The sequence below is a fragment of the Phyllobacterium sp. K27 genome (assembly GCF_054796155.1).
The window spans coordinates 563,164-585,205 of sequence record NZ_CM139240.1 but is presented as its reverse complement, the minus strand read 5'-3'; the positions used below and the strand labels follow the sequence as shown (position 1 = coordinate 585,205).

Here is a 22,042-nt window from a genome sequence, read left to right as displayed (position 1 = left end):
AAGCAATTGAGACCGTTCATGGACAATAATATTTCGTCTCCGCTCGACCGCTATGCTGATGCTTTGTTGCGGCTGTGCGGGGGGTTGAGCTGGCTGTTGCTGGCATCATTTTTCGCAGTCGCGCTAGGCGCGAACTATGCCCGTGCGGAAGAGACTGCTTGCGGTGGTAAAAATCTGATCGAGGAAATGGCAAAGTCCGATCCGGCAAAACTTGCAAGGCTGCGCGAAGAGGCGGCTGCTACACCCAATGGCCATGGTCTGCTCTGGAAGATCGAAAAGCCGGGCGTCGAGCCTTCCTGGCTTTATGGCACAATGCATCTGACTGATCCGCGCGTTCTTAACCTCGGTGCCCCTGCCAAAGCAGCCTATCAGGCCGCCAACAGGGTCATTATCGAGACGGATGAAGTTCTCGATCCGAAGGGTCCGCTGAAAGTCATGGCCGAGTCGCCGGAACTGATGATGTTCACCGACGGAACAACCTTGGATAAGATCATTCCAGCCGACAAGCTGGCTGCAGTCAAAGCCGCTTTGTCGGAACGCGGAATCTCGTTAAGCTCGATAAATCGAATGCAACCCTGGATGCTGACAAGCATGCTCGCCATGCCCGCCTGTGAAATGGCAAGAAAGAGGCAAGGCATCGCATTTCTGGATATCAAGCTGGCGGAAGGCGCCCGGGAGAATGGAAAAGAGATTGGCGGCCTCGAAACCATTCGCGATCAGCTCAGCGCCATGGCCTCGCTTCCGTCGCAATTTCACATAGATGGAATGATCGAGATGCTGGCACTCGGTCCCAAGATGAAAGATATCTTCGAAACAATGACTGTCCTTTATGTGCAGGGTGATATCGGCATGATTTTTCCGCTCATGCGATCCGTGTCACCTGACAGCACAGCCAGCGGCCAAAATTATGCGGAATTCGAAGAAAAAATGGTCAATGCACGCAATCGGACCATGGCGGAGCGTGCAGAGCCAATAATTGCCAAAGGAAACGCATTTATAGCCGTTGGTGCTTTGCATCTTCCCGGCGAACAAGGCTTGGTATCTCTTTTGAAAAAGCAAAACTATACAGTGACCGCGCAGTGAAGCGTGGAACAGGCATATCGTGTTCTGGAACTTTACACGATCACATCCGTTATCCATTCATCGGCATCATTTGAATGCCATGGAGGATAGAACATGACCTACGATCCAAACGTGCAACGACCGGCAAATGAACCGTTGGACCCGGCCAAATCGGATAGGCCTTCCACAGTTGTCAACAATAAGACCGGTAGTGGCGGGACCTATCTGATCGCCGCCATCATTATCGCTGCAATCGTCATCGGTGGTTATTACTTCCTGAACGGAAATACCGAAATGGAGGCTCCGGCTCCAACAGCGCCGGCCACCGATACAACAACGCCGCCAGCAACGCCCGCACCGGCTGAGCCTCCGGCATCGACTGCGCCGGCACCAGCGCCTTCAGATGCGGCCCCTACCCCGGCACCGGCTGAGCCTGCCCCAGCGCCAGCTCCAACCGAGCCTGCACCAGCCCCTGCTAATTAATGCGGTGAGCGAGAATCCAAAAAGGCCCGAAAATTCGGGCCTTTTTCATGCAGTTTTCGCGCAAATTTACATATGGATCGCTTTGGCGAATGTCGCCAAAGCGGCTTCGCGCACAGCTTCCGACATTGTCGGGTGAGCATGGGTCGTACGCGCCAGATCTTCCGATGAGCCGCCAAATTCCATAAGAACCGTTGCCTCATGGATCATCTCTCCAGCACCATAGCCAAGGATATGAACCCCCAGAACGCGATCCGTGTTCTTGTCAGCGAGGATTTTGACAAACCCGTCCGTGTGCAGCATGGCGCGGGCGCGGCCATTGGCAGTGAACGGGAACTTGCCCGACTTGTATTCAACACCAGCCGCTTTGAGCTCTTCTTCGGTCTTGCCGACAGAAGCAACTTCCGGCTGCGTGTAGACAACACTCGGAATGGCGTCAAAATTGACGTGACCAGCCTGTCCGGCGAGAATTTCGGCAACTGCAATGCCTTCATCTTCCGCTTTGTGCGCCAGCATGGGCCCCTTGACCACATCGCCAATCGCATAAATGCCGGACACATTGGTCTGCCAATGATCATTGATGGCAACACGGCCGCGATCATCCACCTCAACACCCGCTTCTTTAAGACCGAGACCGTCCGTATAGGGCTTGCGGCCTGTAGAGACGAGAACCACATTGGCCTCGATCGTCTGGGCGTCGCCGCCCTTGACCGGCTCGAAAGTAACTTTTGCACCCTTGCCGGATTTCTCGACAGCGGTCACCTTGGCGGAGAGTTTGAATTCAATACCCTGCTTTTCCAACATACGCTGGAACTGTTTCGACACTTCGCCATCCATTGGTCCGAGAATCTTGTCAAGGAATTCGACCACAGTCACCTTGGCGCCAAGGCGCGCCCAGACCGAGCCCAGTTCCAGACCGATAACGCCGCCGCCAACGACGACGAGATGTTCTGGGACAGCTTGAAGCTCCAGAGCGCCTGTCGACGAAATGATGATCTTCTCATCAAAGGCAACATCAACGCCCGGAATGCCCGCGACATCGGAGCCGGTGGCAATAACGATATTCTTGGCTTCCACTTCCTGAACCTTGCCGTCTTCGCCTGTCACTGACACTTTGCCAGCAGCAACAACCTTGCCGGTACCGATGAATGTGTCGGTCTTGTTCTTCTTGAACAGGAAGGCAACGCCATTCACATTGGCATCCACTGTCGCCTGTTTGTGGGCAAGCATGGCCGGAAGGTTGAGTTTTGGCGTACCAACTTCAACGCCGAGCGTCGCGTGGGAGTGACCGGCTTCATGAAAAACCTCCGACGCATGGAGCAAGGCCTTTGAAGGAATGCAGCCAATGTTCAGACAGGTGCCACCAAAGGTCGCGCGCTTTTCAATGACGGCGGTTTTTAGACCGAGTTGTGCCGCTTTGATCGCGCACACATAGCCACCGGGGCCAGATCCGATGACGACGACATCATATGCCATGATTGATTCCTTTGCTGTAACTCACATCATTATTGTTGGGGAACGCATTCCTTGAAGCGGAATACATCCCACGGAAATGTTTCGATCGGCTTTTCCAGCCTGAAGTCGAAATTGCTCATCGCACCGGAAAGATTGGGCATCAGCAAAGCTTGTGCTGCGGGCTCTTTTGCCTGTGGAAGATAGACGGCTTCTGCGCTGTCTTTCAGCGCATAAGGCACGCCTTCCCATACTGTACAAGCCGCCAGTTCATCACCTGTCGCGTCGCCGCCAGGGCAATCATACATAATGAGGGCATTGGGCCTTGCCGCTTCATCGCGCATGACCACACCGTCAAGTTTCAAATCCGTATGATTGCGCTGCAGGACGAACTCGTTTGACGTTGCAACAGGCTGATCTTCGGGAAAGTGCTTGAATGTCAGCGTGTAATCATCATCGCTGTCTGTGTAGACAGCACGGTCCTGCGTACATGCGGCATGGACGGGAGAGGCAAAGACAATTCCAAGCGCTGATATGGCTGCTAGGCTTTGTCTTATGGTGCTACGGAAAGGAGCGGCCATTGGCTAGCTTGCCTGACTGGTCGCAAGCTTGATGCCAAGCCCGATGAAAACCATGCCGGTTACACGATTGAACCATTTGCCCCAGGAAATAAAGCGATCTCGCACGGACTGGATCGTAAAGAAGGTCGAAACCGCGACAAACCATGCAATCAGGGCAAGCGCCATGAACACGCCATAGCCTGCCTGAATGAATACTGGCGTTTCATGGCTGACCAGCGCAGAAAACAATGACAGAAAGAACAGGACGGCTTTGGGGTTCAGCGCATTTGTGACAAAGCCCAGAAGAAACGAGCGCCCATCGGAAATCCGCTTCTGCGTGACATTCTCAACAACGCCCGCGGGTGCTTCCATTGCCGGTGCACGCAGGGCCTTGATTCCGAGATAAACGAGATAGGCTGCACCAGCCCATTTCAACAAGCCAAACAGAAGAAGGGACTTCGACACAAGAAGACCAAGGCCCAGAACAGTGTAGCTGATATGGAAAAGCAGCGACGAGCCGATGCCGATGCTCGTCATGATAGCGCTGCGGCGGCCATGCACGACGCTTTGCCTGACAACAATGGCAAAGTCAGCCCCCGGCGAGACGATCATAATCGAGAAGACCGCCATCAGACCAAGGAATTCGTACATGTAGTGCGACATGCTTATTCTCCAGAGACAACAGACGGTGCCGGTCAGCTCCCGGAAAGAGCCACCGGTACAGTGTTATTGCTTAGAGCGTTTTGCGTTTTGAGATTCAAAACGACGCTCTAAATCTTTATTTTTACGCAATTCCGGACGCAAAACCGGTTCCCACTTTTGCTGGAATTGCTCTAGAGATCGAGAACGAGACGCTCCGGATCTTCCAGGCTTTCTTTAACGCGAACAAGGAAGGTAACTGCTTCCTTGCCGTCAACAATGCGGTGGTCGTAGCTAAGGGCCAGATACATCATTGGACGGATGACAATCTGACCACCAACGACAACCGGGCGCTCCTGAATCTTGTGCATGCCAAGAATGCCGGATTGCGGTGCGTTGAGGATTGGTGAAGACATCAGCGAGCCGTAAACACCACCATTCGAAATGGTGAATGTGCCGCCCTGCATGTCGGCCATTGACAGCGCACCATCGCGTGCAGCTTTACCGAGACGGCCAATATCCTTCTCGATTTCAGCAATCGACATCTGGTCGGCATTGCGCACGACCGGAACGACAAGGCCCTTATCCGTTCCGACAGCAACGCCGACATGAGCAAAGTTCTTGTAGATAATGTCTGTGCCGTCAATCTCGGCATTAACCGCTGGAATTTCCTTCAAGGCATGGGTAACAGCCTTGGTGAAGAAGCCCATAAAGCCAAGCTTGACGCCATGCTTCTTCTCAAAGATCTCCTTGTAGCGATTACGCAGATCCATGACCGCAGACATATCCACCTCATTATAGGTGGTGAGCATGGCAGCCGTGCTCTGAGCATCCTTGAGACGGCGCGCAATGGTCTGGCGCAAGCGGGTCATCTTCACGCGCTCTTCGCGCGATGCATCGTCCGGTGCTGAAGCTGGGCGCGCAACGGCCTTCGGTGCTTCGGCAGCGGCGGGTTGCGACGTGAAGCCCTTGGCAACGGCATCAAGAACATCGCCCTTGAGAACCTGGCCACGCTTGCCAGAGCCTTCAACTTGTGAAACGGCAACGCCCTTTTCGCTCAGAAGCTTGGAGGCCGCTGGCGAAGCCGGCATTTCGCTGGGCTTGCGCTCGGAAATAGGCGTATTGCCTGCCACCTGAGCTGCCTTGTCTTCTGCCTCACCAGTCGAATCCGCTGAACCGGAGCCGGATGCCTGTGCAACTGCGTCAGGCTTGGCTTCCTCTTTCTTCGGCTCTTCTTTTTTGGCAGGTGCTGCAGCAGCGCCTTCGCCGGAGCCTATCATGCCAAGCAAGGCACCGACTTCAACCGTATCACCTTCCTTGGCGGTGATTTCGGCAAGCGAACCGGCAGCCGCAGCAGGCACTTCGATCGTTACTTTGTCGGTCTCAAGCTCGACCAGCGGTTCGTCGACAGCAATAGCTTCGCCGACCTTCTTGAACCATTTGCCGATCGTTGCTTCGGAAACGGATTCGCCCAGTGTTGGGACGCGGATTTCGGTTGCCATGTTCTCAGCTCTCGTTGATCTATTAACTGTTCAGAACGACCTCAGGCCGCCCTATCTTTGTTTACTTTATGAACCCAAAGCATCTTCAAGGAATGCTTCAAGTTGTGCAAGGTGCTTGGACATCAGGCCGGTGGCAGTCGAGGCGGCGGCCGGACGTCCGGTATAACGGACGCGCTGATGTTTGGCGTCGATATGCGCCAGAACCCATTCCAGATAAGGATCGATAAAGGCCCAGGCACCCATGTTCTTGGGTTCTTCCTGACACCACACCATCTCGGCATTGCGGAAACGCGACAGTTCGGTGATCAAGGCCTTCGCCGGGAACGGATAAAGCTGTTCGACACGCAGCAAATAAACGTCGTCGACACCGCGCTTTTCGCGCTCTTCGTAAAGGTCGTAATAGACCTTGCCGGAACAGAGAACGACGCGGCGAATCTTCGAATCCTTCTGCAGCTTGATCGGTTGATTCTTCAGCAATTGCGCATCATCCCACAGCAGGCGGTGGAAGGATGAATCGCCTGTGAAATCACTGACTGATGATACAGCACGCTTGTGACGCAGCAGAGATTTCGGTGTCATCAGGATCAGCGGCTTGCGGAAGTCGCGCTTCATCTGGCGGCGCAGAATGTGGAAGTAATTTGCAGGGGTCGTGCAATTCGCGACCTGCATGTTGTCTTCCGCACAAAGCTGCAAATAGCGCTCAAGGCGGGCCGAGGAATGCTCAGGACCTTGACCCTCATAGCCGTGTGGCAGCAGGCAGACCAAGCCCGACATACGCAGCCATTTACGCTCACCCGACGAGATGAACTGGTCGAATATGACCTGCGCACCATTGGCAAAGTCACCGAACTGCGCTTCCCAAAGGGTAAGCGCGCGCGGATCGGACAGCGAGTAGCCATACTCGAAACCAAGGACCGCCTCTTCCGAAAGCATCGAATTGATGACTTCGTAAATAGCCTGGCCCTTCTGGAGATTATTCAGCGGTATATAGCGCTGTTCCGTGTTCTGATCATAGAGAACCGAGTGCCGTTGGCTGAATGTTCCACGCTCGACATCCTGACCTGAAAGGCGAACCGGATGACCTTCGATTGCCAGTGAGCCGAATGCCAATGCTTCTGCGGTCGCCCAGTCAAAACCTTCACCGGTCTCGACCATCTTGGCGCGATTGTCCTGAAACCGCTGAATGGTGCGGTGGACGTTGAAGCCCGCCGGTACCTCTGCCAGTTTCTTGCCGATTTCCTTGAAGGTTTTCAGTGGAAGGCCAGTCTTGCCCCGGCGCTGTTCGTCAGCATTATCTGCCGTGCGCAAGCCGCTCCATGCGCCATCCAGCCAATCGGCCTTGTTGGGCTTGTAGTGCTGACCGGCTTCAAATTCCTGCTCAAGGTTTTCGCGCCAAGTGGCACGCAATTTCTCAAGTTCGGCCTCGCTTATCAGTCCTTCTTCGATCAGCTTTGAGGAGTAAAGCTGCACAGTCGTTTTCTGACCGCGAATGGTCTTGTACATCAGCGGCTGCGTGAATGCGGGCTCGTCACCCTCATTATGGCCGAAGCGGCGATAGCAGAACATGTCGATGACAACCGGCTTGTGGAATGTCATGCGGTATTCGGTAGCGATCTTAGCCACATAAACAACGGCTTCCGGGTCATCGCCATTGACGTGAAAAATCGGTGCTTCAATCATCTTCGCCACATCGGAAGGATAAGGCGAGGAACGCGAGAAGCGCGGATTGGTGGTGAAACCGATCTGGTTGTTGATAATGAAATGCACCGTACCGGCGACGCGATGGCCACGCAGACCGGAAAGGCCAAGACATTCGGCAACGACACCCTGACCGGCAAATGCGGCATCGCCATGCAGCAGCAGCGGCATGATCTTGGCGCGCTCCGAAAGCGGCACCACTTCATCACGGTCACGCCCTGCAAGCAGATCCTGCTTGGCACGCGCCTTGCCCATCACAACCGGGTTGACGATTTCAAGATGCGAAGGATTGGCTGTCAGCGACAGATGCACTTTGTTGCCATCGAACTCACGATCCGATGAAGCACCAAGATGGTACTTGACGTCGCCCGAACCTTCCACATCGTCCGGTGCGTAGGACCCACCCTTGAACTCGTGGAAAATGGCGCGATGCGGCTTGCGCATGAACTGGCTAAGCACATTGAGACGCCCACGATGCGCCATGCCAAGAACGATTTCCTTGAGTCCCATCGAACCGCCACGCTTGACGATCTGTTCAAGCGCTGGAATGAGTGACTCGGCACCGTCAAGGCCAAAGCGCTTGGTGCCCTTATATTTGACGTCGATAAATTGCTCGAAGCCTTCAGCCTCGACCAGCTTGGAAAGGATTGCCTTCTTGCCTTCTGCGGTAAAGGCAACACCCTTGTCAGGACCCTCTATACGTTCCTGAATCCATGCCTTTTCTACCGGATCGGAGATGTGCATGAACTCCACACCGATCGTCGAGCAATAGGTGCGCTGCAAAATGTCGAGCATCTGCGGAATGGTCGCATATTCGAGACCGAGAACATTATCGATGAAGATCTTGCGGTCGTAATCGGCTGGCGAGAATCCGTAGCTCTCGGGCGACAGCTCGTTATAGTCTTCCTTGACTTCGGCCAAACCCAGAGGATCGAGCTTGGCATGCAGATGACCACGCATGCGGTAAGCGCGGATCATCATGATGGCGCGCACAGAATCGCGTGCTGCATGGATAATGTCAGAGTCGGATACGGATGCCTTCGCGGCGGCACCATTTGTGGCGGCAGCGCCGTTCGTGCCTTTCGACTTCAGCTTATCCGTAATGTGTTTTTCGACTTCACCCCAATTGCCATCAAGAGCAGAAACAAGCTCGCCATTGCCGGCGATTGGCCAATTTGGCTTTTCCCAGGACGCACCCTTGGCGTTCTTCTGGATATCGTCTTTGTTGTCACCGAGATTGGCAAAGAATTCCTGCCATTCCGCATCCACCGATGCCGGATCTTTCTCGTACTGTGCGTGAAGTTCCTCGATATAGTGGGCATTGCCCCCATAGAGAAATGAAGTGAGGGCAAAAAGATCGTTGGCCTGTTCTTGACGTGCCATGTTCGTGACCGGAGCTGTGCCCCGTCTCCCTTGATAAGAGTGCACCGGCGTTCCGGTGCCACCCTGGGTGAGGTTCGCTCAATTTTTGAGCGTCCCCCGCGGATTGACCAGGGCGGCAACCGCCCCGATCCTTCTTAGCGTCGATAAAGGCGAAAGTTCGCCTCTAAGCGGTCTTATCCCTTGAGGACTTCGACCAATGTCTTTCCAAGCTGCGCAGGTGACGGCGAAACGCGGATGCCCGCTGCTTCCATCGCTGCGATCTTGTCTTCCGCGCCGCCCTTGCCGCCGGAAATAACCGCACCGGCATGACCCATTGTGCGTCCGGGAGGAGCTGTGCGTCCGGCGATGAAACCGGCCATTGGCTTCTTGCGTCCACGCTTTGCTTCATCAGCGATAAACTGGGCTGCCTCTTCTTCTGCCGAGCCACCGATTTCACCGATCATGATGATCGACTTGGTTTCTTCGTCAGCAAGGAACATCTCCAACACGTCGATGAATTCCGTACCCTTCACAGGGTCGCCGCCGATACCGACAGCGGTGGTTTGGCCAAGGCCTTCATTCGTCGTCTGGAACACTGCCTCATAGGTAAGCGTGCCGGAGCGGGATACAACACCCACAGAACCCTTCTTGAAGATATTGCCCGGCATGATGCCGATCTTGCATTCTTCAGGTGTGAGAACGCCTGGGCAATTTGGCCCGATCAGGCGCGATGTGGAGCGGTCCAAGCGAGCCTTGACCCGAACCATATCCATGACCGGAATGCCTTCGGTGATGCAGATGATCAAAGGAATCTCTGCTTCAATGGCTTCCAGAATGGCCTCTGCCGCGCCTGCTGGCGGTACGTAGATCACGGAAGCATTGGCGCCTGTGCGATCCTTGCCTTCGGCAACCGAAGCAAAAATCGGCAATTGTGCGCTCGAACCGGTAGGCAGATTGCCTTCCCAGGTCTCGCCACCCTTCTTCGGATGAATACCGCCGACCATTTGCGTACCATAATAGGCCAGAGCCTGTTCGGTGTGGAATGTGCCGGTCTTGCCGGTCAGGCCCTGAACGAGAACCTTGGTGTCTTTGTTAACAAGAATAGACATGCCTTAGTTTCCCTTCACAGCCTTGACGATTTTCTGCGCCGCATCATCCAGATCATCGGCGGAGACGACATTCAGACCACTTTCATTGATGATCTTCTTGCCCAGTTCAGCATTGGTGCCTTCAAGACGAACGACGAGCGGAACCTTGAGGCCGACTTCCTTGACCGCAGCAATCACACCTTCCGCGATGATGTCGCATTTCATGATGCCGCCGAAGATGTTGATCAATATGCCTTTGACAGCCGGATCGGCAGTGATGATCTTGAACGCAGCAGTTACCTTCTCCTTGTTGGCGCCACCGCCAACATCGAGAAAGTTTGCAGGCTCCGCGCCATAAAGCTTGATGATATCCATCGTTGCCATGGCAAGACCGGCACCATTGACCATGCAGCCAATATTACCATCGAGAGCGACATAGGCGAGATCGTATTTGGATGCCTCGATTTCCTTCTCGTCTTCTTCGGTGGTGTCGCGCAGCTCGACCACATCCGGATGACGGAACAGAGCGTTGCCATCAAACGAAACCTTGGCATCGAGAACGCGTAGACGACCGTCTTTCATGACGATCAGCGGATTCACTTCGAGCAGGCTCATGTCCTTCTCAGTGAAAGCCTTGTAAAGGATCGGGAAAAGCTTCTCGCCATCGGCACGTGCTTCGCCGCTCAAGCCATAGGCATCATTGATCTTGGCGATATCATCTGCCGTCACGCCCTTTTCCGGGTCGATTGCTACAGTGATGATCTTTTCCGGCGTATCATGCGCAACCGCTTCAATATCCATGCCGCCTTCTGTGGAGACCACGAAAGCAGGACGGCCCACAGCGCGGTCAACAAGGATCGACAGATAAAGTTCGCGATCAATATCGGCGCCGTCTTCAATGTAGAGACGGTTGACCTGCTTGCCTGCCGGACCGGTCTGCTTGGTAACCAGCGTGTTGCCGAGCATTTCCTTGGCATTGGCAACAACTTCCTCGACAGACTTGGAAAGGCGTACGCCGCCTTTTGCATCCTGACCAAGTTCCTTGAACTTGCCCTTGCCGCGTCCGCCAGCATGAATCTGGCTCTTCACCACATAAAGCGGACCCGGCAGAGTCTTTGCCCATTCTTCCGCCTGCTCAACGGAGTAAACCGCAACGCCATTGGCGATCGGCGCACCGAATGTGTGCAGCAGACGCTTGGCCTGATATTCGTGAATATTCATATGATATTTCCTCTACGAATAATCCCGGGCTTTGGCCCAGGATCGTTTCAGAATTGTTTCGTGAGCCGAATTATTTGAGGTTCGGGGCGATATTGATGCAGGCTTCACAAAGCCCGGCGACCGAAGCCACCGAAGCCTCAAACTGCTTCTCTTCTGTCTTGTTCAAATCGATTTCGATAACGCGCTCGACACCACCTGCGCCAATAATGACAGGCACACCCACATACATGTCCTTAACGCCATATTGGCCGGAAAGATGTGCAGCGACAGGGAGAACGCGCTTCTTGTCCTTCAGGAAAGCTTCGGCCATCTGAACAGCCGAGGAAGCAGGCGCGTAGAATGCAGAGCCAGTCTTGAGCAGACCAACGATTTCCGCACCGCCGTCACGGGTACGCTGAATGATCTGGTCAAGCTTTTCCTGGCTCGTCCAGCCCATTTTCACCAGATCCGGCAGCGGGATACCGGCAACAGTCGAGTAACGTGCAAGCGGCACCATGGAGTCGCCATGGCCACCGAGAACGAAAGCGGTGACGTCTTCAACCGAAACCTTGAACTCATCGGCAAGGAAATAACGAAAACGGGCGCTGTCCAGAATGCCGGCCATGCCGACAACCATGTTTTTCGGAAGACCGGAGAATTTCTGCAATGCCCAGACCATCGCGTCGAGCGGATTGGTGATGCAGATCACGAAAGCGCCGGGGGCATATTTCTTGATGCCCGCGCCGACCTGCTCCATGACCTTCAGGTTGATGCCAAGAAGATCGTCGCGGCTCATGCCTGGCTTGCGGGGAACACCCGCAGTGACGATAACAACATCTGCGCCTTCAATGGCTGCATAGTCATTGGCGCCGGTAAGCTTGGCGTCGAAATCATCAACCGGAGAGGACTGAGCGATGTCGAGACCCTTGCCCTGAGGCGTCCCTTCCGCGATGTCGAAGAGAACAATGTCGCCGAGCTCTTTGAGCCCGATCAGATGTGCAAGCGTTCCACCGATCATACCTGAGCCGATGAGGGCGATTTTATTACGTGCCATGCTGGATACTTCCCTGATCTGAAGTTTTGCCTGAACTTAATGCCTTGACCGACGCCAAAGACGAAAATACGATTTTCAGAAATGCCCATCGGCAATCTGTCGCCATATGCCTCTGCGTTGGGTGGTTCGAATATTCCTCTTTGGAAAATAACTCAACTTAAAATTTTCCCCTCAATGAATTCAATCGTTTAGATTTGATGGGATTTACGTAAACGTCAATGTGATTTAGCATTTCAAGTCTTTTCGAGAGTCTCTTTACACACCCAAAGTATCAGTCTCATGAAGCTTCGGCCGTTGGGCGGGCGGTGATCTCAAGATATTCCTGGCTTTGCATTTCGAACAGTCGCGATGCCGTACGGTCGAACTCAAAAGCCTCGGTTCCACGATTGGCAACATAAAGCTTGTCTGGGGAAGCTGCGGCCGAGATCACGATATGCACGTGATGGTCGTAGAGAATATCAACAAGAATGATAAAACGCTTGGCCTCATTCCTGCGTGAATGATCAAGCACAGGCACCGCATCAATGAAAATCGTCTTATAGCGCTGAATGATGGCCGTGTAATCCGCCGCGCCAAGCGGTTTGGAGCAAAGATCAGCGAAGGTAAAGCGGGCAGCATTGCAGCCAGCCTTCGGTATTACCACGGTCCGGCCTTTTACCGTCACGCTATCGGACGAGACCGTCGCGCCTTCGGTGGCTGCATGCCATGCCTCATCCATGCGTTGGCTTGTATCGTCATTCAATGGCGATAGATAAACCGGCATGTGATTGAGCTTCTCCAGCCGGTAATCGGTGCGTGCGTCCAGATTGATAACATCCACATGGGTCTTGAGCAGATCAATGAACGGCAAAAACAGCTGGCGATTGAGGCCATCCCGATAAAGATTATCCGGCAGCACGTTGGAGGTGGCAACAAGCACAACACCGCGCTCGAACAGGGCCCGGAACAGTCTCGACAGGATCATTGCATCGGCAATATCCGTGACCGTGAATTCATCGAAACACAGCACCCATGATTGTTCAGCCAAAGCATCCGCGACGGGCGGTATCGGATCATCCTGCTTTGTTTCGCCATTCTTGAGCGCCTTGCGATGTTCATTGATACGCTCGTGAACATCAGCCATGAAATCCAGAAAGTGAGCACGGCGCTTGCGTTTGACGGGAACGAGTTGATGAAACATGTCCATCAACATGGTCTTGCCGCGCCCGACCTCACCATAAATGTAAAGACCCTTTACGATCTCATTGCGCGGTGATTTTCGGCTGAAAAGCCAACCCAGGGCACTGGACTTCGTTGCCAGACGCCTCGTTGCCACATCATGAATAAGCCGGTCAAAACGCAAGGCCAGCTGCTGTTGCGCAGGGTCCAACTCAAGCTCCCCCGTCTGAACGAGCGTCTGGTAGCGCTCGTTCACCGAAGGGAACACTTTCAGATTATCATGCGACATGCGGAAAGCAGTCTCTTAAGGCCGCGCCCTGGTGTTAGCGGGAGAGTGTCAGGTTCTGCCCACCGGATGTCTGGCCGTCAAATTTCGACGCACCTGACGAGTAAAGCCGCGCTACAGTGCCGCCGGCTGCATCATACAAAGTAAGCTGTTTGCCGCTGACTGCCCAAGAGGACAGCGCTGCAAGCTCACCCGGACAACGAAGCGGGCCAGCGCGATAGCCTTGGCCAAACTTTGTTTGCGGGGTTGCGATTTTACAGCTTTGGCCGCCCATGTTTGCATTCCATACCCCGGCAACGCTACCAGCGGTAAGGTCCGGAGCGTTTTCCGGAGGCAGTGCCGCCATCTGGGTATTGGCTTGGGCGTCCGGAGCTGCAGTGGCGGTCGTCGGCGCCGTCGGAAACTGATTGCCACCGGGAGGTGGAAGCTGGCTCTGACTGACAGAGCCGGAAGGAGCCGCTTGCAACGGTGCTGGTCCCGAATTCATCGGTTCCATCCGCGAACTCTGGCATCCAGCCAACACCATGCCGACAGCGGCAACGGTCAGCAAATTGACCTTCAAAGTTCCCATAACCTCAGTTCTCCATCTGCATAATCTGATTCGGGGAATGCAAGCCCATTCCTGCGATTAACCATGATACAATGGCCATCTGGCCAAAATTCTCAACCCAAACACCAAAAAAAACCGCCGTTCAACGGCATTTCCATTGGCAAGTGCATTCAAAAACCGGCTGGAATGGCAATATCGCCACACATGACCGCGCCAACCTTTTCAGCCCGGCTCAGCCACATTCATCAGTTTAAACATTTCAAGGTGAATAAAGTCTTATTATGTCGTGCGAAGTCGTGACTAATTACCAGCGGACATGCGCAGATGCTCGCCAACACATTGATAACCGGCAGAGTGGTACTGGTATTTTTCCGCTAATTCCGCCATATAGCCATGAAACAGTCGTCACAGGTTAAAACTGGCATGGAAAAGCGCGCACCCTTCGCGAAGATGAACGGGCTCGGCAACGATATTATCGTTGCCGACATGCGTGGGCGCGCGGACAGAATTACGCCTGATGCTGCAATTGCACTCGATCACGATCCTGCAACCAAGTTCGATCAAATCATGGCAATCCATTCGCCCCTGAAAGATGGTACGGATGCTTATGTCGAGATCATCAATTCCGATGGCACGCAGGCACAAACCTGCGGCAATGGTATGCGCTGCGTCGTACAGGCGCTCAGCGCCCAGACAGGCAAGCGCGAATTCTCTTTCGAGACAATTGCCGGAATTCTGACCGCAAGAGAGCATCCGGACGGTCAGATATCTGTCGATATGGGCAAGCCGCATTTTGGCTGGCAGGAGATTCCGCTTTCCGAACCCTTCCACGACACACGAAAGATCGAATTGCAGATCGGCCCCATTGATGCGCCAGTCTTGCACTCACCTTCCGTTGTCAGCATGGGAAATCCACACGCCATTTTCTGGGTCGATCAGGATGTTTGGACCTATGATCTCGAACGCTTCGGCCCAATGCTCGAAAACCATCCGATGTTTCCCGAAAGGGCCAATATTTCCATCGCCAACGTAACGAGCCGTAACGCAATAACGCTGCGCACATGGGAGCGCGGTGCCGGGCTTACCCGCGCCTGCGGTTCTGCCGCTTGCGCCGCCGGTGTATCAGCAGCGCGCACCGGCCGGACTGACCGTGCCGTGACCGTAACCGTACCGGGTGGCCCACTGGTCATCGAATGGCTGGAAGATGATCATGTCTTGATGACAGGGCCAGCCGAGTGGGAGTTTTCCGGTACTCTTGATCCTCAAAATGGCAGCTGGGCACGCAATGAAGTCGCTCAGGGAGCGGCCTGATGGCTGTGGACGTCGTCACCTTCGGTTGCCGTCTCAACACCTACGAATCCGAGGTGATGAAGCAGGAGGCCGATGCCGCCGGTCTTGGTACGCTTGAAAATGGCGCGATTATTTTCAACACTTGCGCTGTAACCAGCGAGGCGGTGCGGCAGGCGCGGCAGGCGATACGCAAGGCGCGCCGCGATAATCCGGAAGCGCGGATCATCGTGACAGGCTGCGCCGCGCAAACAGGCGCCGATGATTTCGCGGCCATGGACGAAGTTGATCTCGTCCTTGGCAATGAGGAAAAGCTCAAATCCAACTCCTACCGTATGCTGCCGGACTTTGGTGTCAACCAGTTCGAAAAAGTGCGCGTCAATGACATCATGGAGGTGCGCGAAACCGCATCACACATGGTCGACGCTATTGAAGGGCGGGCGCGTGCTTTCGTTCAGGTACAGAATGGTTGTGATCACCGCTGCACTTTCTGCATCATTCCTTATGGTCGCGGCAATTCCCGTTCAGTGCCTATGGGCGGTGTGATCGAACAGGTCAAACGGCTTGTCGGTAATGGCTATCATGAAGTGGTGCTGACCGGCGTCGACATGACCAGCTATGGCCCCGACCTTCCTGGCAATCTGCGCCTCGGCAAGCTGGTGAAGACTGTGCTGAAGGAAGTTCCTGATCTCCAGCGCCTGCGCCTTTCTTCCATCGATTCCATCGAAGCCGATGATGACCTGATGGAGGCGCTCGCAACCGAAAGTCGGTTGATGCCGCATCTGCATCTTTCGCTTCAATCCGGCGACAACATGATTCTAAAACGCATGAAGCGCCGTCATTCACGCGAAAACTCCATCGAGTTCTGCGAAACTGTGCGAAATATCAGACCAGACATTGTTTTCGGTGCAGATATCATTGCCGGTTTTCCAACAGAAACCGATGAGATGTTTGAAAATTCGATCCGTATTGTCGAGGAATGCGGCCTGACAAATCTTCACGTCTTCCCCTTCAGTCCGCGCGAAGGAACGCCTGCCGCGCGCATGCCACAAATGGATCGCAGGATAATCAAGGATCGCGCCGCGCAGCTAAGGGCTGCTGGCGATGCGGCCTATGATAAGCATCTGCGCAGCCTTGTTGGTACGCATCAGAAAATTCTCATTGAGCGCGAGGGTATTGGCCGCACCGAAGGCTTTACGCTTGCCGGTGTCGATGCTGGTGCGGCGGGGACCATCATCGAACGGATCATAACAGGCCATGACAGTGACAAACTGTTGGCCAACGCCAGTGACAATGGCAGCAATCGCCACGCGGCATAAAAAGTAAAGCAGCATTCATGGCTCTGGGTTTCATCAAGAAGATATTTTCATTCGGCAAGAAGGAGGTTGAGGAAACCCCTGCCGATGTGCGGCTGCTTGAGGCGGAAAAGGCCGAAACGGTTGAGCAAGCCTATGAGGATACCAACGCGCAGGAAACATTGCCTGTTGCGGAACAGGCTTCTACCGCGGAAGTCGAAGAGCCTGCTTCGCCTGTAGAGTCCAAGGCAGCTGTTGACGAACCTTTACCCGAACCTGAAATTCTACCTGAACCAGAGCCGGAAATCGTCCCGCAAGTTGATCTCGAGTCAACAGAACCCCTCGAACAGGTGATCATTGAGACTCTTGCGCCAGTCGAAGTCGAAGCTCTTCAAGAGAAGAAGTTTGAGCCTGTCATTGAACCGCCGGCGCAGGAACCTGAACTCGATACGCCCACCCAGCCGGAACTTGAACCTGTTCCCGAGCCGGAACCTGTTGTCGCAACGCCAGTCGTTGTCACGCCCGTAGAGCCTCCTGCGGCACCGAAAGCTGCAACAAAGAAGGTTACTGTTTCCAAGACAGTCGAGGAGAAGCAGACCGAGGAACCACAACCGGTAGAGCCGGAAAAGCGTATCAGCTGGTTCGAGCGCCTTCGCAAAGGATTGTCACGATCATCGCAACAGCTTGGCGATTCCATTGGCAGTATTTTCACTAAGCGAAAGCTTGACGAAGACACGCTGCAAGACCTCGAAGATGTTTTGATCCAGGCTGATCTCGGCATGGAAACGGCGATCCGGATTACAGATGCTTTGAGCGCCACGCGTTACGGCAAGGATATCAGCACCGATGAGGTGCGCAACATCATGGCAACGGAAATCGAGAAAGTGCTCGGGCCGGTGGCAAAGCCACTGGAACTGGATCTTTCCCATAAGCCGCACGTCATTCTCGTCGTGGGGGTCAATGGAACGGGCAAGACCACAACAATCGGCAAGCTCGCTGCAAAGCTGACAGCCGGGGGTCTGAATGTCATGCTGGCGGCGGGAGATACGTTCCGCGCCGCGGCTATCGAACAATTGCATATCTGGGGCAAGCGCACTGGCGCGCCGGTCGTCTCCAGCAAGATTGGCGCAGATGCCGCCGGGCTTGCCTTTGATGCGTGGAAACAGGCCAAGGAAGCCGGAAGCGATGTGCTAATCATCGATACCGCTGGGCGGCTGCAAAACCGGGCAGAGCTTATGGAAGAACTGGCCAAGATCGTGCGCGTGCTCGGCAAGCATGACCCTGAAGCGCCGCACACTGTGTTGCAGACGCTGGATGCGACCACCGGGCAGAACGCGCTCAACCAGGTTGAAATTTTCCGGAATATTGCTGGTGTCAACGGCCTGGTCATGACCAAGTTGGATGGCACGGCGCGCGGCGGCATTCTTGTCGCCATCTCGGCAAAGCATAAGTTGCCGGTTTATTTTATTGGCGTAGGCGAGCAGGTCGATGACCTTGAGCCATTCGCGGCAAGCGATTTTGCCAAAGCCATTGCTGGAGTTGCATGATGAACGAACCGATATTCGAGCGCGACCCATCCGATCCCGCGCACAAACAGGTCAATCCTTTGCTGAAACTGGCACTGGAAATGGGCCCGTTGATGATCTTCTTCTTTGCCAATGCAAAGGGCGAATGGTTGTTGGAGAAGTTTCCCTCCCTGTCAAATATTGGCGAGCCGATCTTCGTCGCTACTGCCTTGTTCATGGCAGCAACTTTCATTGCGCTCGGCGTGTCTTGGGCGCTCACCCGAACCCTGCCGATCATGCCGCTCATTTCCGGTATTGTCGTGCTGATCTTTGGCGCTCTTACGCTCTGGCTGCATAACGAGACTTTCATCAAAATGAAGCCGACAATCGTCAATGCGTTGTTTGGCGTCATTTTGCTTGGCGGGCTGTATTTTGGCAAAGCGCTTTTGGGCTATGTTTTCGATAGCGCATTCAAGCTCAATGCCGAAGGCTGGCGTAAGCTGACGCTACGCTGGGGTATCTTCTTTCTCTTTCTTGCAGTGCTCAATGAAGTGGTCTGGCGCAGCTTTTCGACGGATTTCTGGGTGGCATTCAAAGTGTGGGGCACAATGCCGATCACGCTGCTTTTCACATTCGCGCAAATGCCGCTGATCATGAAATATTCAGCCGAACCGCTAACCAATGAAAAGGCTGCCAGCAAGAAGAATTAGAGCAAGGTTTGCTCTAATTCTTCTTTAGCGCAGCCTCTATAGCAGGCATCAAGTCTGTGCGGATCGTCTCTTCGGAAAATGGCCCGACGTGCTTGTAAGCAATGGTCCCGTCGCGTCCGATCAGGAATGTTTCCGGCACACCGTAGACGCCCCATTCAATCGCTGCGCGTCCATTGAGGTCGGCACCCACTGCCGCATAGGGATTGCCGAGATCGTCAAGAAATCCGACTGCGTTTTCCGGCTTATCCTTGTAGTTAAGGCCAGTCAGCACAATCCGCTTGTCCTGTGCGAGCTTCATCAACAGCGGATGCTCCTGACGGCATGGCAAACACCATGAGCCGAATATATTGACCAGCGTGACCTGGCCTTTGAACTTGGATGGATCAAGGCCGGGGACAGGCTGGCCATCCTTCATGAGTCCCGCAACCGCCGGCAGCGAAACATTCGGTGCTGGCTTGCCTATCAATGCGGAAGGAATGACCGATTCATCGCGGCCTGATGCCAGTTGCAACGCGAAGATCGCGGCCAGAATGACAAACAGGATCAAAGGCAGAAAAGCGAAGATCGGATTGCGCTTGCCACGCACGCCTTGTGCCCGAACATCCTCGCTCATGATGCACCATCTTTGCCGGAACCTGAACGGCGACGAATGCCACGCGCTTCAAGATCGCGGAGCGCATTGAGCTGACTGCGCTGATCAAGGACAATCCAAACAATCAGACCCATCAAAGCGATGGCTGCTGAAAGATAGGAAGCAAGCACAAAAGCCGTATGACTGCTCATTGTGGCGCCTTTCGCTCTACGCTGCGCGCAGCCAAGCGCCGCATGGCAGTGACACGGCGTCGCCATATCTCATTGCGCATGGCCATAATATGCAGCGTGAAGAACAGCAGCGTAAAACCGATTGCCATGACCAGCAATGGCCAGAGCAGTGAAGGATCAATGGTCGAGCCGCCCATGCGGATGACCGATGCCGGTTGATGCAGCGTATTCCACCAATCGACGGAAAACTTGATGATCGGGATATTGACGAAACCGACCAGCGTGAGGATGGCAGTCACTCTTGCTGACTTTGCCGGATCATCCATGGCGCGCGTCAGCGCGATCACACCGAGATACATGAGAAACAGCACAAATACCGAGGTCAGGCGTGCATCCCAGACCCACCATGTTCCCCACATGGGCTTTCCCCAGAGTGAACCTGTGATGAGTGCAAGAGCCGTAAAAACCGCGCCTATGGGCGCCGCGGCCTTTGCGGCGACATCGGCAAGGGGATGCCGCCAGACAAGCGTGCCAAGCGCCGCGATCGACATGACTGTATAGCACATCATGGAAAGCCAGGCGAAAGGCACGTGGATGAACATGATCTTGACGGTGACGCCCTGCTGGTAGTCATCCGGCGCTGTCATCGACATCCAGAAACCGATCGCAAGCGTGATGAGTGTCGCTCCACCCAGCCATGGCAGGATGCCCCCTGCAAGATTTAAAAACCTTGTCGGGTTGGCGAGATCGATCCATCGTCCGGGTTTGGATGCCGCATTGCTCATGAAAGTCTCTTAGCTTTTCATATTTGGTTGCGCAATTCACCAGTCTGTCAGTCGGCTGACGATTTAAGGGCAGCTGCCGCTGCCCATGGACCAATAACCGCAAAGAACAATGTAATCGCACCTAGAATAGACAAAGGTGCCAGAAATGGGGCCGCCTCTTCAATTGCGCCATAGGACGCAGACACGCCGAAAATGAGCACAGGAATTGTAAGGGGCAGAACAATCACCGAAACAAGCAACCCGCCCCGCGGCAACGAGACCGCGACCGCAGCACCCACAGCCCCTATCAGGGTGATCGCTGGTGTTCCAATCAGAAGCGTCAATGTTGTTGCACCAATTGCCATGGGCTCCATGTTCATGAACAACCCCAGCAGAGGCGCTGCAATGACCAGCGGCAAAACGCTCACTGTCCAGTGTGCAAGGCATTTGACCAGCACCGTCAGTGCCAGCATGTGACGTTCAGAACTCATGATCAGAAGATCAAGCGAACCATCATCGCGATCTGCCTGAAACAGCCGGTCAAGACCGAGCAACGTTGCAAGCAAAGCGCCGATCCACAGCATGGCCGCACCAATACGCGCAAGAAGCTTTAGATCAGGGCCCACACCGAAAGGTACAACAGCGATCATGGCCAGAAAGAACAATATTCCGACCATGACGCCCCCGCCCGCCCGCAGACCTAGACGGGCATCACGAATAAACAAGGCGCCCATCAGCTGATCGCCTCAAGCGTGAGTTCTCGGAAATGAGGCAATCCAAGCGGCAAATGTGTTGCCGCCATTATGATGCCGCCATTCCCCAGATGAGCCTGCATCAATGCCGAAAACTGCGCTTCGGATGACTTATCCAGCCCTGCAGTCGGCTCATCCAGAAGCCATATAGGCCTATCACTGGCGAGAAGCCGCGCTATGCTGGCGCGGCGTTTCTGTCCGGTGGAGAGATAGCCAAAGGGCAAATGTCCGATATCAGCCAATCCCACCATTTCCAATGCTTCAGATACCGACCGCGCTTCGACACCATGAAAGGACTGCCAGAAACGAAGATTTTCCTCCAGGGTCAGCGCGGGTTTCATTGCATTCATATGCCCGAGGAAGTGACATGCCGCGCCAAGTGTCTCGAACTGATCGGGATTATCCTTAAGTTGTATTTCTCCTTCGGCTGGCCGCAACAGCCCTGCCGCGATTCGAAGCAGCGTCGATTTGCCAACTCCATTTGGCCCGGTGATAAGCAGGGCTTCGCCAGCATGAATGGTAAAGTTGAGCCCGGAAAACAAGATTTCCCCGCCCCGCTCTCCGCCCAACCCTTTGGTTACTAACTGCATGAAAAACCCGCTTTTTCTGTTTTGAGAGCAACCAAATGACCATTTCGCCGCAGCCCGTATTTTTGCGCCTTACGGTCTGGCACAAATCACGGAAAAACTCTATATACCAGTCAACCATGCCAGCGGTCGGCGTGGAAACAATTTTGGCCGATCTCGAGCGAGTACTTCTTGGTATTTGCTGCGGGACGGACAGCGGAAATGACTGCACCCGCACCTTAGCGCGTCCTTGAAACGCGGCAAAGGCGTTCGTCCCGGGTTTAGGCCTCAGCATAAGGACGAACGCAAA

21 protein-coding genes are annotated in these 22,042 nt (G+C 54.4%); 6 read left to right on the top strand and 15 right to left on the bottom strand.

Annotation, left to right across the window (positions count from 1 at the left end; genetic code table 11):
• The first annotated feature begins 18 nt into the window (after positions 1-18).
• Both ACYJL1_RS02800 and ACYJL1_RS02795 read left to right on the top strand, forming a co-directional pair.
• Positions 19-1,083 carry a TraB/GumN family protein gene (locus ACYJL1_RS02800; RefSeq protein ID WP_460896928.1) on the top strand — a complete coding sequence of 355 codons (1,065 nt, stop codon included), beginning with the start codon at positions 19-21 and terminating at the stop codon, positions 1,081-1,083.
• A gap of 93 nt (positions 1,084-1,176) precedes the next feature.
• Positions 1,177-1,545, top strand: a complete 369-nt coding sequence (locus tag ACYJL1_RS02795; RefSeq protein WP_460896927.1) for a hypothetical protein — start codon at positions 1,177-1,179, stop codon at positions 1,543-1,545.
• Positions 1,546-1,611: 66 nt separating this feature from the next.
• Here ACYJL1_RS02795 and lpdA read toward each other — a convergent pair whose 3' ends face one another.
• From lpdA to ACYJL1_RS02745, 10 genes are all read right to left on the bottom strand, one after another.
• Positions 1,612-3,018, bottom strand: coding sequence for a dihydrolipoyl dehydrogenase (gene lpdA, locus ACYJL1_RS02790; RefSeq protein ID WP_460896926.1), 1,407 nt, complete (start codon positions 3,016-3,018; stop codon positions 1,612-1,614).
• 29 nt (positions 3,019-3,047) lie between these two features.
• Entirely contained in the window at positions 3,048-3,575 is a 528-nt protein-coding gene (locus ACYJL1_RS02785; RefSeq protein ID WP_460896925.1) for a hypothetical protein, read from the bottom strand.
• 3 nt (positions 3,576-3,578) lie between these two features.
• Positions 3,579-4,217, bottom strand: a complete 639-nt coding sequence (locus tag ACYJL1_RS02780; protein WP_460896924.1) for a LysE family transporter — start codon at positions 4,215-4,217, stop codon at positions 3,579-3,581.
• A 170-nt stretch (positions 4,218-4,387) separates the two neighbouring features.
• Positions 4,388-5,695 carry a 2-oxoglutarate dehydrogenase complex dihydrolipoyllysine-residue succinyltransferase gene (odhB, locus tag ACYJL1_RS02775; RefSeq protein WP_460896923.1) on the bottom strand — a complete coding sequence of 436 codons (1,308 nt, stop codon included), beginning with the start codon at positions 5,693-5,695 and terminating at the stop codon, positions 4,388-4,390.
• 66 nt (positions 5,696-5,761) lie between these two features.
• The gene (locus ACYJL1_RS02770) at positions 5,762-8,776 is read right to left on the bottom strand and encodes a 2-oxoglutarate dehydrogenase E1 component (RefSeq protein WP_460896922.1); all 3,015 of its coding nucleotides are present in this window, start codon (positions 8,774-8,776) and stop codon (positions 5,762-5,764) included.
• A gap of 173 nt (positions 8,777-8,949) precedes the next feature.
• Positions 8,950-9,864, bottom strand: a complete 915-nt coding sequence (gene sucD / locus ACYJL1_RS02765) for a succinate--CoA ligase subunit alpha (RefSeq protein ID WP_460896921.1) — start codon at positions 9,862-9,864, stop codon at positions 8,950-8,952.
• 3 nt (positions 9,865-9,867) lie between these two features.
• A complete protein-coding gene (gene sucC / locus ACYJL1_RS02760; protein WP_460896920.1) occupies positions 9,868-11,064 on the bottom strand; it encodes an ADP-forming succinate--CoA ligase subunit beta in 1,197 nt (398 codons plus the stop codon).
• A gap of 70 nt (positions 11,065-11,134) precedes the next feature.
• Entirely contained in the window at positions 11,135-12,097 is a 963-nt protein-coding gene (gene mdh / locus ACYJL1_RS02755; protein ID WP_122083193.1) for a malate dehydrogenase, read from the bottom strand.
• A 277-nt stretch (positions 12,098-12,374) separates the two neighbouring features.
• The gene (gene zapE / locus ACYJL1_RS02750; RefSeq protein ID WP_460896919.1) at positions 12,375-13,544 is read right to left on the bottom strand and encodes a cell division protein ZapE; all 1,170 of its coding nucleotides are present in this window, start codon (positions 13,542-13,544) and stop codon (positions 12,375-12,377) included.
• Between the two features lie 34 nt (positions 13,545-13,578).
• The gene (locus tag ACYJL1_RS02745; protein ID WP_460896918.1) at positions 13,579-14,112 is read right to left on the bottom strand and encodes a protease inhibitor Inh/omp19 family protein; all 534 of its coding nucleotides are present in this window, start codon (positions 14,110-14,112) and stop codon (positions 13,579-13,581) included.
• Between the two features lie 402 nt (positions 14,113-14,514).
• Between ACYJL1_RS02745 and dapF the strand changes: the two genes are divergently transcribed.
• The 4 genes from dapF to ACYJL1_RS02725 are packed head-to-tail and all read left to right on the top strand — an operon-like array spanning position 14,515 to position 18,888.
• A complete protein-coding gene (gene dapF / locus ACYJL1_RS02740; protein WP_460896917.1) occupies positions 14,515-15,402 on the top strand; it encodes a diaminopimelate epimerase in 888 nt (295 codons plus the stop codon).
• Complete coding sequence (gene mtaB / locus ACYJL1_RS02735) at positions 15,402-16,697, top strand: tRNA (N(6)-L-threonylcarbamoyladenosine(37)-C(2))-methylthiotransferase MtaB (protein ID WP_460896916.1); 1,296 nt, start codon at positions 15,402-15,404, stop codon at positions 16,695-16,697. The genes dapF and mtaB overlap by 1 nt, the downstream gene beginning before the upstream one ends.
• Before the next feature lie 17 nt (positions 16,698-16,714).
• On the top strand, positions 16,715-18,220 hold the full coding sequence (gene ftsY, locus ACYJL1_RS02730; RefSeq protein WP_460896915.1) for a signal recognition particle-docking protein FtsY: 1,506 nt from the start codon (positions 16,715-16,717) through the stop codon (positions 18,218-18,220).
• Positions 18,220-18,888, top strand: coding sequence for a septation protein A (locus ACYJL1_RS02725; protein WP_460897913.1), 669 nt, complete (start codon positions 18,220-18,222; stop codon positions 18,886-18,888). Before ftsY ends, ACYJL1_RS02725 begins: the two co-directional genes overlap by 1 nt.
• 13 nt (positions 18,889-18,901) lie before the next feature.
• On the opposite strand, the gene ACYJL1_RS02720 is transcribed toward ACYJL1_RS02725, so the two are convergent.
• The 5 genes from ACYJL1_RS02720 to ccmA are packed head-to-tail and all read right to left on the bottom strand — an operon-like array spanning position 18,902 to position 21,756.
• On the bottom strand, positions 18,902-19,501 hold the full coding sequence (locus ACYJL1_RS02720) for a DsbE family thiol:disulfide interchange protein (protein WP_460896914.1): 600 nt from the start codon (positions 19,499-19,501) through the stop codon (positions 18,902-18,904).
• Positions 19,498-19,671: a heme exporter protein CcmD gene (gene ccmD, locus ACYJL1_RS02715; RefSeq protein WP_460896913.1), complete on the bottom strand. Its 174-nt coding sequence runs from the start codon at positions 19,669-19,671 to the stop codon at positions 19,498-19,500. Before ccmD ends, ACYJL1_RS02720 begins: the two co-directional genes overlap by 4 nt.
• A complete protein-coding gene (locus tag ACYJL1_RS02710) occupies positions 19,668-20,435 on the bottom strand; it encodes a heme ABC transporter permease (RefSeq protein ID WP_460896912.1) in 768 nt (255 codons plus the stop codon). The genes ccmD and ACYJL1_RS02710 overlap by 4 nt, the downstream gene beginning before the upstream one ends.
• A 47-nt stretch (positions 20,436-20,482) precedes the next feature.
• A complete protein-coding gene (ccmB, locus tag ACYJL1_RS02705; RefSeq protein WP_460896911.1) occupies positions 20,483-21,148 on the bottom strand; it encodes a heme exporter protein CcmB in 666 nt (221 codons plus the stop codon).
• Positions 21,148-21,756 (bottom strand): heme ABC exporter ATP-binding protein CcmA, encoded by a 609-nt coding sequence (ccmA, locus tag ACYJL1_RS02700; protein WP_460896910.1) that lies wholly within the window; start codon positions 21,754-21,756, stop codon positions 21,148-21,150. Before ccmA ends, ccmB begins: the two co-directional genes overlap by 1 nt.
• Positions 21,757-22,042 lie beyond the last annotated feature (286 nt).

Bases quoted from the DNA above. Each gene is read 5' to 3' on its own strand.
- ACYJL1_RS02800 (WP_460896928.1), top strand. From the start codon at position 19: ATGGACAATAATATTTCGTCTCCGCTCGACCGCTATGCTGATGCTTTG.
- ACYJL1_RS02795 (WP_460896927.1), top strand. From the start codon at position 1,177: ATGACCTACGATCCAAACGTGCAACGACCGGCAAATGAACCGTTGGAC.
- lpdA (WP_460896926.1), bottom strand. From the start codon at position 3,018: ATGGCATATGATGTCGTCGTCATCGGATCTGGCCCCGGTGGCTATGTG.
- ACYJL1_RS02785 (WP_460896925.1), bottom strand. From the start codon at position 3,575: ATGGCCGCTCCTTTCCGTAGCACCATAAGACAAAGCCTAGCAGCCATA.
- ACYJL1_RS02780 (WP_460896924.1), bottom strand. From the start codon at position 4,217: ATGTCGCACTACATGTACGAATTCCTTGGTCTGATGGCGGTCTTCTCG.
- odhB (WP_460896923.1), bottom strand. From the start codon at position 5,695: ATGGCAACCGAAATCCGCGTCCCAACACTGGGCGAATCCGTTTCCGAA.
- ACYJL1_RS02770 (WP_460896922.1), bottom strand. From the start codon at position 8,776: ATGGCACGTCAAGAACAGGCCAACGATCTTTTTGCCCTCACTTCATTT.
- sucD (WP_460896921.1), bottom strand. From the start codon at position 9,864: ATGTCTATTCTTGTTAACAAAGACACCAAGGTTCTCGTTCAGGGCCTG.
- sucC (WP_460896920.1), bottom strand. From the start codon at position 11,064: ATGAATATTCACGAATATCAGGCCAAGCGTCTGCTGCACACATTCGGT.
- mdh (WP_122083193.1), bottom strand. From the start codon at position 12,097: ATGGCACGTAATAAAATCGCCCTCATCGGCTCAGGTATGATCGGTGGA.
- zapE (WP_460896919.1), bottom strand. From the start codon at position 13,544: ATGTCGCATGATAATCTGAAAGTGTTCCCTTCGGTGAACGAGCGCTAC.
- ACYJL1_RS02745 (WP_460896918.1), bottom strand. From the start codon at position 14,112: ATGGGAACTTTGAAGGTCAATTTGCTGACCGTTGCCGCTGTCGGCATG.
- dapF (WP_460896917.1), top strand. From the start codon at position 14,515: ATGGAAAAGCGCGCACCCTTCGCGAAGATGAACGGGCTCGGCAACGAT.
- mtaB (WP_460896916.1), top strand. From the start codon at position 15,402: ATGGCTGTGGACGTCGTCACCTTCGGTTGCCGTCTCAACACCTACGAA.
- ftsY (WP_460896915.1), top strand. From the start codon at position 16,715: ATGGCTCTGGGTTTCATCAAGAAGATATTTTCATTCGGCAAGAAGGAG.
- ACYJL1_RS02725 (WP_460897913.1), top strand. From the start codon at position 18,220: ATGAACGAACCGATATTCGAGCGCGACCCATCCGATCCCGCGCACAAA.
- ACYJL1_RS02720 (WP_460896914.1), bottom strand. From the start codon at position 19,501: ATGAGCGAGGATGTTCGGGCACAAGGCGTGCGTGGCAAGCGCAATCCG.
- ccmD (WP_460896913.1), bottom strand. From the start codon at position 19,671: ATGAGCAGTCATACGGCTTTTGTGCTTGCTTCCTATCTTTCAGCAGCC.
- ACYJL1_RS02710 (WP_460896912.1), bottom strand. From the start codon at position 20,435: ATGAGCAATGCGGCATCCAAACCCGGACGATGGATCGATCTCGCCAAC.
- ccmB (WP_460896911.1), bottom strand. From the start codon at position 21,148: ATGGGCGCCTTGTTTATTCGTGATGCCCGTCTAGGTCTGCGGGCGGGC.
- ccmA (WP_460896910.1), bottom strand. From the start codon at position 21,756: ATGCAGTTAGTAACCAAAGGGTTGGGCGGAGAGCGGGGCGGGGAAATC.